The organism is Desulfovibrio sp. JC022 (genome assembly GCF_010470665.1).
GTDB lineage: Bacteria > Desulfobacterota > Desulfovibrionia > Desulfovibrionales > Desulfovibrionaceae > Maridesulfovibrio.
The window spans coordinates 39,854-51,010 of the sequence record NZ_VOPZ01000016.1; the positions used below are offsets into that span (position 1 = coordinate 39,854).

General features: G+C 49.3%; 15 protein-coding genes. All 15 read right to left on the minus strand.

From position 1 onward, the window contains the following. Positions 1-11 precede the first annotated feature (11 nt). The gene (locus FMS18_RS19455; protein ID WP_163296331.1) at positions 12-233 is read right to left on the minus strand and encodes a hypothetical protein; all 222 of its coding nucleotides are present in this window, start codon (positions 231-233) and stop codon (positions 12-14) included. A 16-nt stretch (positions 234-249) separates the two neighbouring features. After that, positions 250-600 carry a magnetosome protein MamC gene (locus tag FMS18_RS19460; protein ID WP_163296332.1) on the minus strand — a complete coding sequence of 117 codons (351 nt, stop codon included), beginning with the start codon at positions 598-600 and terminating at the stop codon, positions 250-252. A gap of 31 nt (positions 601-631) precedes the next feature. Next, positions 632-982, minus strand: a complete 351-nt coding sequence (locus FMS18_RS19465; protein WP_163296333.1) for a hypothetical protein — start codon at positions 980-982, stop codon at positions 632-634. Then, entirely contained in the window at positions 979-1,218 is a 240-nt protein-coding gene (locus FMS18_RS19470) for an HMA2 domain-containing protein (RefSeq protein ID WP_163296334.1), read from the minus strand. The genes FMS18_RS19465 and FMS18_RS19470 overlap by 4 nt, the downstream gene beginning before the upstream one ends. A gap of 271 nt (positions 1,219-1,489) precedes the next feature. Continuing rightward, positions 1,490-2,389 (minus strand): metal ABC transporter solute-binding protein, Zn/Mn family, encoded by a 900-nt coding sequence (locus tag FMS18_RS19475; RefSeq protein WP_163296335.1) that lies wholly within the window; start codon positions 2,387-2,389, stop codon positions 1,490-1,492. Beyond that, positions 2,389-3,294, minus strand: coding sequence for a metal ABC transporter permease (locus FMS18_RS19480; RefSeq protein ID WP_163296336.1), 906 nt, complete (start codon positions 3,292-3,294; stop codon positions 2,389-2,391). The genes FMS18_RS19475 and FMS18_RS19480 overlap by 1 nt, the downstream gene beginning before the upstream one ends. 120 nt (positions 3,295-3,414) lie before the next feature. Next, positions 3,415-4,134, minus strand: a complete 720-nt coding sequence (locus tag FMS18_RS19485) for a metal ABC transporter ATP-binding protein (protein ID WP_163296337.1) — start codon at positions 4,132-4,134, stop codon at positions 3,415-3,417. Further along, complete coding sequence (locus tag FMS18_RS19490; RefSeq protein WP_163296338.1) at positions 4,134-5,045, minus strand: metal ABC transporter solute-binding protein, Zn/Mn family; 912 nt, start codon at positions 5,043-5,045, stop codon at positions 4,134-4,136. Before FMS18_RS19490 ends, FMS18_RS19485 begins: the two co-directional genes overlap by 1 nt. Continuing rightward, entirely contained in the window at positions 5,045-5,857 is an 813-nt protein-coding gene (locus FMS18_RS19495) for a hypothetical protein (protein ID WP_163296339.1), read from the minus strand. Before FMS18_RS19495 ends, FMS18_RS19490 begins: the two co-directional genes overlap by 1 nt. A gap of 92 nt (positions 5,858-5,949) precedes the next feature. Further along, positions 5,950-6,777: a DUF4198 domain-containing protein gene (locus tag FMS18_RS19500; RefSeq protein WP_163296340.1), complete on the minus strand. Its 828-nt coding sequence runs from the start codon at positions 6,775-6,777 to the stop codon at positions 5,950-5,952. A gap of 87 nt (positions 6,778-6,864) precedes the next feature. Next, positions 6,865-7,182 (minus strand): hypothetical protein, encoded by a 318-nt coding sequence (locus FMS18_RS19505; RefSeq protein ID WP_163296341.1) that lies wholly within the window; start codon positions 7,180-7,182, stop codon positions 6,865-6,867. A gap of 92 nt (positions 7,183-7,274) precedes the next feature. Next, positions 7,275-9,812 carry a ferrous iron transport protein B gene (gene feoB, locus FMS18_RS19510; protein WP_163296342.1) on the minus strand — a complete coding sequence of 846 codons (2,538 nt, stop codon included), beginning with the start codon at positions 9,810-9,812 and terminating at the stop codon, positions 7,275-7,277. A 42-nt stretch (positions 9,813-9,854) separates the two neighbouring features. Next, positions 9,855-10,133 (minus strand): FeoA family protein, encoded by a 279-nt coding sequence (locus FMS18_RS19515; RefSeq protein WP_239061116.1) that lies wholly within the window; start codon positions 10,131-10,133, stop codon positions 9,855-9,857. A 306-nt stretch (positions 10,134-10,439) separates the two neighbouring features. After that, positions 10,440-10,949, minus strand: a complete 510-nt coding sequence (locus FMS18_RS19520; RefSeq protein WP_239061117.1) for a Fur family transcriptional regulator — start codon at positions 10,947-10,949, stop codon at positions 10,440-10,442. Between the two features lie 64 nt (positions 10,950-11,013). Further along, on the minus strand, positions 11,014-11,157 hold a 144-nt coding region (locus tag FMS18_RS19525; protein ID WP_203544713.1), incomplete at its 5' end, for a transposase.

The following is an 11,157-nucleotide window of genomic DNA, read 5'->3' on the forward strand; positions in this document are numbered from 1 at the left end:
CCCTCCCTGATCTATGCTTCAACCTCAGCTTCCGCCTTGGCGTCATTGATCATTTCTTTTACTTCGTTGGTTGCTTTCTGAAAAGTGTCAACGGTCCAGTCTTTAGCCTTGATACCGGCCTTGATGGTGGACTGGGTTGCTTTTTTAACTGTTTCAGATTTGGTGGCTGCGTATCCTACAACACCGCCAACAACAGTGCCAGCTGCAAAAATAGCTACTCTTCCGAGACTCATAACTTTCTCCTTACATTTAAGCTGAAACTTCTTCAGCGTTGGGTTCAACTTCAATTTTGGATTCGGGTTTAAAAGCGAATTTCTTGTCCCAAAGATGTTTGGTTCCGGCGGCCACGCCCACGATGCTGACTACTCCCAACAACCCGGTAAAACCTAGAATACCGGTCACCGCAACGCCCGCGGCTGTGGAAAGCCCGGTTCCAACCGCTTCTTTGCCGATGTCGGCTGCGGCTTCGCCTTTGGTCATTTCGCCATCGCTAATGCGTTTAATATCCTTGGCTGCTGCGACAGTAGCACCGACAACAGCACCCACAGTACCTGACGCGCTTACTGCGGCAGGGAGTAATACTCTGGAATCTACAGCCATAACGAAACTCCTTAAAACCCGGAAACCGGGGTTAGTTCAAAAAAGTGGACAAATCAAAATTTACTACATCAGCCAGCTCCACTGCTGTTTCCTGAAACTCATCCGCACTGTCACAAGTAAAAAGTTTGTGCATGAGTTGCGGATCAATAATTTCATCATCATACTGCATAGTCATGGAACGGGTCAGCGGATTGAATGATGTTTTATTGATTCCGGGCATATCCTGCCCCTTGGGCGGTCCGAAACCGTTCACCTTCACGTACTTTATTACCTTAGGATTGCCGATAACACCAAGGTCGAATTTGAGTTTCAGTTTTCCTGGAACATGGCTTCCTACGGTTATATGGTCACGAAGACCGAGCATGAGATCAAGATCCATCACATAACCCTCTGGGTAGCCTGATTTTTAAACATATCAACTACTTCCTTTTCAGTATATACAGAACCGTCAAAACGGACCACGAGTCCGGCGCAAAGCCTGTTTGCTCTGGCCCAGTGGATGCCTTCAATATCTTCAGCGTATTTTTCAAGACAGCTGGCAGTCTTGGCATTGCGCACAGCGGGAAGCTTAATTCTCACGCGGTGGGGCAAACTGTGTTTTACTCTAACTTTTTGCATAGCTAGACTCCTTAAATGGCAAATATTTTAAATCAGTTGTGGACAATTAATATAAGCCCATTATACGCCGCAAAATCTTTTAGTAAAACGTGGACAGTGAGTTCCATTTTCACGTGAGATCGAAATTGATATACATTACCAAATAGAACACATTTAAATTCAGACACTTACAAGAAACAAAGCAAAAAAAAGAAACCCTGTCTAAATATACAGGGTTATCTTCCATAATTTTTTTTAAATCTTTTTTGATATAATAAAATCAATTTCAGCGTCAACTCTTTCCAATAAGAGCCGAAAGATTACTCTTATACCACTTTAAAAGCTGCTCAAGAGGAACCGCTTCTTTTGAATAAACAAATTTATTCAACACTACCGCCCGCGCCCCGGAATCAGCGATAACCTTGGCTGCAGCTTCCCCCGGCTCCCAAGGGCAGATAACTACTTTGACTTCATCCTGTTTGATCAACGCACCGAGGTTCTGCGCATCACCTTCGGTCCAGTAATCTTCCTGCTTCAGGAAATGAAAATGCACATTGAGACCGAATTCATCAGCAAGATAAACATAACCGGCAGTCAACGCACCGAATTCATAGGACTCCAGATCAAGAAGTTTATCCTCGTACTCTGACCGCAGCTTGAACAAAGCAGCCTGTAATTTCTTCAAGTTCCCGTTAATCTTCTCTGCCTGATCCGGGTACATCCGGCCCAGATCATCAGCCACAATGGACGCCATGCGGGTCAGGTTGGCCGGACTGCGCCAAACGTAAGGAACATAATTTCCGTTAATTTCCGTGAGCGGCACCCCGGCACCGTATCCGTCAAGAGGCTTCCCGGCATCAATGTCCACAATACGGATATTTCCCCTTCTGGCCCACAGGTAAAGGGGATCAGCAGCCCAGACTGAAGTGACAGCAACTACAGCATCAGCTTTCGCGGCCCTGGCAAAAAATTTCTTTTGGTGCTTCTTGAAATAGGCTTTGTGTCCGCCCATGGAATAAGCTCCGGGCACCACGTTCTCAATATTAATATTAGTATCCTCGCAAAGCACTTCACAAAGCACCTGCGTGATATCGAGCGAGGTCAGCACAGTAGGCCTTTCTTCTGCCTGAACAACAGAAACTGCCCCGAATAAAAGCACCGCCAACAACAAAACAAACACTGATTTCTTCATTACGCACCAGCCTGTTTGAATGAACCGGAAACAGAGCGCAGGGCCGCAGTTCCGGCAAAAATAAACGAAGCCACAAGAATAATCGCACCACCGGAGGGAACCGGAATCTCGAACTGCATGGGAATAATAATCCCCAGAATGCAGCTGACAGTAGCAAACACAACACTGTAAAAAAAGAATCCCTTGATGGAACGGCTCACGTTACGCGCCGCCGCAGCCGGAATAATCAGCAAAGCTTCCACCAGCACCGCGCCGACAAGTTTCAAACAAGCCACGGTAATGACCGTGATCATGAGTACAAAGATATAATCGTAAAGCTTGGCGTTGATTCCCCGGACCATGGCCAGCGAGGGATTGAAGCTTGCCAGCAGCATACGGTTGTAGAGCGGAAAACCAATTCCGATACAAAGGGCGGCAATGATCAGCAGCACATTCATATCAGTATCGTTAACCGTCAGAATCGAACCGAAAAGGATATTATCCAGCACATGCATATTCACTTTACCAGTCACATAAAGCAGCACGCAGGCCCCCACCGCCAAGGATATGGAAAGAAAAACCCCGATGACCGTATCCTGAGTCATGCGGGTCCGATTGCGAGTATAGTTCATGGCCAGCGCGAAAATTATGCAAAACCCGAAAAGCGATGCATAGGGCGCGGTAACCGGCTCGCCCAGCAGGACCCCGATGGCGACCCCGGTCAAAGCGGCCTGCCCCACTGCCTGCGAGAAAAAAGCCAGCCGCTTAGCCACAACCATGGTTCCAATACCGCCCAAAAGCGGCCCGGCCATCAAAGCACAGATCAAAGCATTGACCACAAAAGCATACTGGAAAAATTCCGGCAGCAGTCCGGCTTTTCCCCATTCCATAAGAGGAAGACGCAGAAGATCGTATAATTGTTCCATTGTATATCCCGTAGACGATTTGGAATCCCAAACGGCGAAGCCCTAATAAAAGGTTTTGGGATTCTTAAACCCTTTTGCAAAAAAGGGTTTAAAGCCCCCGGCAGGGTCGCCGAAGGCATATTAGTTAGAAGAAAAAACAGTGAAGATGCGTTCCGCGGTCAGTTCCTGCTGTGGATCACCGGAGAAGAGGACATTCCTATTGATGCAGGTCACCCCGTGGGCCATGTCGCGCACAACCGCGAGATCGTGATGGATGATGAGCACGGTGGTCCCGGCTGCGGCAAGATCTTCAATGATCCCGTGCATGATTGCCGCGCCGGATTTATCCAGCCCGGTGGCCGGTTCATCGAGAATTAGCAACTTCGGGTCAGGCATCAGTGACTGGGCCAGCAGCACCCGCTGGCGTTCCCCACCGGAAAGTGACCCGAAGGGCCGTTCCATCTTTGCTTCCATGCCGACTCTTTTAAGGGCCAGCCGGACTTCCCTGCTGCGATCTTTTTTCATGCCCAAAAAAGCGGGCCGTGTTTTCTGGCCGACCATGGTCATGAAGTCGACCACGGTCATGGGCAGGGTATCGTCAAAATCAAGGGACTGCGGCACATAGCCCACTACTGCTTTGCCGTTCCAGCAAACAGTGATCTCTCCGCTGTGGGGCATCTGACCCAGCAGGCAACGCAGGAGTGAAGTCTTGCCGCCGCCATTGGGACCGATAATGCAATGGATGGAGCCGGACTGCACCGTGAAAGCAACCTTATCCAGAATAAGATTGCCGCCCAGCCTCAAACCAACATTTTCAAAATTGATGGATGGCCCTTTTTCTAAAGTGATTTCACTCTGCATTACTGCCCTTCCTTCAATTTCTGGGCATCCACCAGAGCATCGGTCAGGGCTTTCAGGTTCGCTTCTATGCCCTGCTCGAATCCTTCCTCAGTGTATTTGCCGTTGGTCAGGTGGGAGAGGTGGCGAATGCGAATTCCGGTTTCCTTGTGGATGGTATCCACATATTTGTCCGGGAAGGACATCTCGGTAAAGATCACGTCCACGCCCAGCCGTTTGATCTCGTCAATAGTCTTGGCAAGCTGGCTGGCGGTGGGCTTCAAGCCGTGCCCCGGCTCAATGACCGCAGTGACCTGCAATCCGAAATCCTGAAACAGGTAATCATAGCCGCCGTGTATGGTGGCGCAGCGGAATTCCATGCTCGGCAACCCTGTAATACGCTTCATGTAGCGGGCCTTGAGCTTTCTGAGCTTTCGGGCATAGTTGCGGGCATTCTTGCGGTAAAAGGCTGCGTTTTCGGGGTAAAGCTTCCCCAATTCCTTGGCGATGGTGTAGACCTGACGCACGGAAGCGGTGACTGAAACAAAGGTATGCGGGTTGACTATCTTGCGTCCGTCAAGAGTACCACTGACCGGGATGAGCGAGACATCCTTGTTGGCCATGATCAGGGGCAGCTTGCCCTTCATGTCCGCAGCCTCGACAATCTCAAAGGCAAATTCATCATGGCCGATGCCGTTGACCACCAGCGCGTCAAGGGTCATGCATTTTTTAATGTCTTCGGGTTGGGGACGGTAGTTGTGGGGGTTGAACCCTTCGCCGATGAGCGGAATAACTTCGGCACCGTCACCCACAACGGCCTTGGTAAAGCTGTAATAGGGATGGAGGGTCACCCCAATACGCGGTTTGGCGTTTGCAAATGCGGCTGCCGGGAGCAGGCAGACAAAAAGCAGAATGAAAATTATTTTTCTAAGCATTAATTGAACTCCTCACCCTTGGTGCGTTTCATTTCGTCTTCTCCGCTGCGGGAGACTATTTCCTTCCAGCCCGCGTTAATCAAAGCTTGATCCGTAATTATGGTGGGAAAGGGTTTATCGTTTGCTGCATGAAACCAGATCTCATAAGGAGCGTGACCCTGCTTCACCTTGTGCCCCCCTTGCGGGTGGACATGAGGCTGCTCAGAATCCATCTCCTCCATACCTGTGGTCATGGCAGGAAATTTTTTCTCTGCGGGCTGCGGAGTTGTCTCATAGGAATCTATTTTAAAAGAATCGAGTTCCGCCTGTGCATCGGACACGGCATTACCCTGCTTTTTTACGTGGTCATGAATCATAGCCAGCAGGAAAGTTCCCCTGATCTTATCATTCTGTTTTGAAATGCCCCGGTAAAGAGCCAAATGAGAATAGCCGCTGTCCAGAATTTTTCTTTGCCAAAAGATACGGCCATCTTTTTCCCAACCGCTGTCCTTAGTAAAGGGCGGAATAAAATCTTCTTCCAACTCGACAATAGTCGGCCAGCGGTTGTTATCGTCCGCATGAATGGCATCGATTTCAGCCCCCGCGCTGACCAGCCCGTTATAAACCGCAAGCTCCTGCGCATTAAGGGAATCAAAGGCATTTATCTGCCAGTCGGGATGGGAATATTCTTTCTTGGAAATATGTCTGATAGCTATGCTGGAAGCGCAAATGACAAGTGTGAGCAGCATGGTCGCAAAAACAAGTTTTGTTTCCCTGCCGGAACTGGAGGGGCGGATGACTTTTACGCACCCCGCATTATCTGTATGGCCCATGTGAAAACCTCATAAAAAGACGGCGGGCCGGGCTCCGACCCGCCGTGTAGTGGAGGATACTCTTGTTGCTGTAGAGTACGCTTTGCGAGAGATTATTTCATGTCTTCGGCTTTGATCCAGATAACTGCATCCTGACCGAGTTCTTTGCCTTTGTATTCTTTTTCAGGACCTACGCCCAGAGCTGCGAAGCCCCACCAGCCGGCCTTGGGAATACCGAAGGTGATGTAGCCGTTGGCATCGGAGAAGATGGTCTGGGTCACGAAAGAATCGTGGGGATAATCAACGGAGGATTTTTCGGGCATGGAGTTGTTTTTGAGGTTGGGCATGTGGCTCATGTACTCAACTTCAACTTCAGCACCTGCAACGGGTTTGCCTTCGGAAAGAACCTGAGCTTTGAAAACGTTGCCGGTCCATACGCCGTAAGGCTTGATCAGGGGAACTATTTCGCAGGGAAGACCTACAGGCTCGGCCCAGTTACCGGGAACACCGCCGACGTTGGCGATGAGCTTGGTGATCTGCTGCATGTAAACGTCTTCTTCTTTTTCAAAGTAGTAGCCGGGCTTCATTACGAAAACATAGTCACCCATGGAGCGGACGAGTTTTTTGGGAATCTTGGCTTCGTATGCGGGAGCACTGGAGTGAGGGTTTTTCCAAGTAATTTCTTTCAAAAGACCTTTGAGATCTTTTTTCTTGGCTTTAGAGTCACCACGCTGGCTGACAACGTAGAATTCTTCAATGCCGCCCATGTCCATCATATGGCCTGCTTCAGCAGGGTGAGTGAAGACAATGCGCATGTCCATTTCCTGCCCCTTATCCATCGCGATTTCAGGGGTGTACACCATCATGAAATGAGCAAAGGCAGTGCTACCGAATGCGAGCACGAAAAGTGCAGCCAGGGGAAGAATAAAACGAGCTTTCATCACATCTCCATTTTTTGAATTTGAGTGCTAATCTCAATATTATTACAAAAAATTAAGCACAGGACCACCCCATGCTTAATCAAAACCTTACTCTACGATGTCGACGCCATTGACTTCAATCTGATGTCCTTCACCGCCATCAAAAATAACAAGGTACGCACCGGCGGGCTTATCGAAATTGTATTCGCTGTCTTCGCTCATCGCACCCTTGAGGATAGTCTTGCCATTGCCGTCTTTCACGAACATTTTTACGCCCGAAGCGGAAGAACCGTCGGAAAATCCACCTTCACAGGTAATGGTGTTGTCACCGTTGTCAAAGCAACTCATGAGCGGAGTGTGCGCAAAAGCCTGCCCGGCAAATGCCAGAAGTGCAGCCAAAGTAAGAACTACGAGAATCTTTTTCATTTTATCTCTCCTGTGGAACGATTAATTAAACTTCTATAATTCAAGGACAGTCGGGGACGGTGAAACAAAACTCCATCCCCGGTGTCCTGTAATCAGCTTCTTTCTTTGGTTGCCTGCTGACTGAAATCCGGTAGCGGTACCGGGTCCTTGCGCCAGTTATCAAACAGCCCCAGCACAATGGTCAGCAAGACCACAAAACTGTAAAAGACCCCCATCATCTGGATTCCGTTCAGCCCCGCAGCACTACCGCCGGTATAGATCACCGATGCAACCAGAAAACCGAGGGCGGTGGGGAAAAGAATGGAGAAGGTCATCCATTTATACGATCCGGTCTGGACTTTGATCATGATGGTGGTCGCCAGACAAGGCGGGTAAAGGGCGAAGAAAATCATGACCGCCAGTGCATGCAGCGGGGTGAATCCGCCTTCGCCGGACTCGCTGCCCACGCGCTCTTCAAGGCTTTTATTTTCATCCGCACCCTGCTGGTAAAGCACACCGATGGTGGCAACGCTGGATTCACGGGCCGCAAAGGATGACATGATCGCCACGTTGATTTTCCAGTTGAACCCGGCCCACTGGGTCACAGGCTCAAGGCTGCGCCCGACCATGCCCAAAAAGCTGTTGCTGATGCGGACTTCCTTCATCTCACGGCGCAATGATTTACGGGAGGAAGAAAGTTTACGCAAAGCACGGTTCACAACCTTGGCGTCCTTGTCAGCTCCGGGCTTGAGGAACATGTACATGCCCGGATATTCAGCTTTGTACTTCTCATTAAGAGCCAGTGAAGCTTCCTTGCCACGGGTGGACATCTTGTCGTTCTTGTAGTCGTGATAAAGGTTGAGCAAGTTCACAACGGACTGAACATCCTGAAACTCTCCAGCATAGGAACTTTTCTTGATTTTGGTCTGGAAGGTCACCAGAGCCTGATCCATGCGCCCCTCGAATTCAGCCATCTTCTCAGCCGGAAGGCCGGGGAACTGAAGCAGGGTGAACACGCAGACGGAAACGGCAACAACAATGGAACCGACCTTCTTGATGTACTGCCATGTGCGCTCAACAGCCCTCTGCCCCACTCCGAAGATGGTCGGGGGATGGTACTTGGGCAGCTCCATGACAAAGGGAGCGGTCTCCATGGTTTTGAGCACCGTGGAGGTCAAAAGCTTTGAAATCAGCAGGGCCGCGAAGATGGTAAAAGTGGACAGGAAAAGCATGGCCCACGATTTATACTCAACAAAAAACACGTTGATCAGCAGGGTGTAAAACGGGATCTTGGCAAGGCAGTTCATGTAGGGAACGGTCAGGATGGTCGCCATTCTGGAACGTTCATCCGGGATGCCCTTGGTAGCCATGACACCGGGAACCGCGCAGCCCCCTGCAAAAACACCGCCGAGAATGTAAGGCAGGGTCGACTGCCCGTGCAGGCCGAAAGAATGGAACAGCTTATCCAAAATAAAAGCGATGCGGGCCATGTATCCGCTGTCTTCCAATATGGCGATCAGCGAAAACAGGATCACAAAAATCGGGATATAGTTAAGCAACCCGTTAGCGGAGTCCACCATCCACAAGCCCATGGAGCGGACATAGGGATCTTCCAGCAATCCGGCAGCGGGCAGGAGATCAGCGATGAAACTTCTCACTTTGGCGAGGTAAGGCCACCAGTAGTTGGTAAGCTCATAGCCCTGCACAATGGCCAACTGGTAAATGACGAAAACTGTAGCCACCAGAAAAAAAGGAGCGGCAAAGCGGTTCAAGACGATATTATCGATCATGTCGGTAATTGTGTCGCGACCTTCTTTGTCCTCGGTCACGCAGGATTCGACAATATCAGTAGCCAGACGGTCACGGCAGCCGAGCATGAAATCGGCAACATCCATGTAATGGTCTTCCTCGAACTTGTCCCTGATCTCGTTCGCCTTGGTCTGCGCTGCGCTGTTTTCGCCGAGTTCTTCGCGCACAATGCGCCGCGCTTCACTGTCCCCCTCAATAAGCTTGACCGCCATCCAGCGCAGAGGATATTTCCCGGAGAGTGTGGTTTTGCCCATACTCTCTTCCAGAGCAGCCACTTCAGGTTCAAGTTCTTCGTAGGTTACGCGCAGGACGTTGTGTTCCTTTCTATTGGCGGTGGCGATGATGGCATCACGCAATTCGTTTTTTCCCTTGCCCTTACGGCCAACAGTGGGAATGACGTCAACCCCCAAACGGTGGCTAAGTCGTTCCACATCCACATGAGTCCCGTTGCGCTTGGCAACGTCCATCATGTTTAGAGCCACCGCAATAGGAAAGTCCATTTCCAGCACCTGCAAGGTAAAATACAGGCTGCGTTTCAAGGATGAGGAATCCAGAACATTGACAACGACATCAGGCTGTTCGGTAAGCAGAAAGTCGCGGGCAACACGCTCTTCCAGGGAAAATGAAGTCAGGCTGTAGGTTCCGGGAAGGTCGACAGTCTCCACCCGCACATCTTTGTAGCGGTAAAAACCTGTCTTCTTGTCCACGGTAACACCGGGATAGTTGACGATATGCTGGTTCGCCCCGGTGAGCATATTGAAAGTCGTCGATTTACCGGCGTTCTGCTGTCCGGCCAGCCCGACCAAAAGGTTATCTTTGCGGGCTTCGTTGCTGCTGTTCATTATTATTATCCTATCAGTCCTGACTGTCCTGTTTATGCTGGATTAGTACTGCTCAACCTCAATGAGGCAGGCTTCTGATTTTCTAAGTGCCACCTTGTAGTTGGCAACACGGCACTCAATGGGGTCTCCAAGAGGAGCCCTGCGAATCACTTCAATGTCGGTCTGAGGTACGAAGCCGAGATCAAGCAGTCTCTGGCGAACCGCGCCTTTCGCATGGTGGCAGCGAATCTTTACCTTTTTACCAGAGCTTACTTCCATGAGTGTGCAGCACTTGCAAACCTTACCATGACCATGGCCGTGTCTATCCCTACGTCCCGGCATATCCGTCTCCCTCAATGATCTTGAAATTGAATTCATTTCTCGACGATTTTGAAGTTGAATACAGTTATCGGCGATTATGAATTTGAATACGTTTCTCAATTACCCAAAAGAAAATTTTTTATGCTATTTTAAGCGAAAAATAGCAAGGATAAATTTACAAATAAAATTTGCCTATCATTCTTGCTTTGGTTAAGTTAAAGGTTTTTCTTTTGTTTTTTTCAAAAAAAAACAAAAGAAATTTTTTTGTGGGTAAATTTATCAATAAAATTCAATTTTTGAATTCACGTGGCGGCTGTTCTTAAAAAATCAGGCTGTGGGAATTCCTTTTTCCTGACACTCGGAGCAAATGCCGTAAAGGACCACCCGGTGACGGGTCAGAGTATATCCATTATTTGCGGCAAGCACTTCCTGCCTGCGTTCAAGGGCATCGCATACAAACTCAACCCTTTTACCACACTGGGTACAAACCAAGTGATCATGGTGGTTATGCCCGTATGCATGTTCATACATAGAAACATTTTCGCCAAGATCAAGACAATCGGCCACCCCGGAATCAATCAGGAGCTTCAGGGTCCGATAAACAGTACTCATGCCGATTTCCGGCACTCTTTTGCGGACATATTCGGCTAATTGCTCCGCAGTGAAATGACCTTCAGTCTCAAGAAAAGTCTCAACAATTGCCCTGCGTTGCGGGGTAATGTTCAAACCTTTTTTATTCAGATATTCAATGAATACGGTTTGCGGTTCTTTTTGCATAGCAGAACGCCCTTTTTGTTGCAGATTAAATAAACGCTGCCGACACATATCACTAGTCATAATACCCCCGGCAAAGCCGGGGGCTTGAAATTTGTGAGCCGCTCAAAGCGGCTTTAAGACCCCCCTAAAGGCGGAATTTCAGTTGCTCCAACCGCTTGTCATCTTGTTCTTGTTTCCTGATGTACTCGCGGATTACTTTCTCATCACGCCCGACCGTAGACACAAAATAGCCACGAGCCCAAAAACTTTGCCCCGCATAACCGCGTGC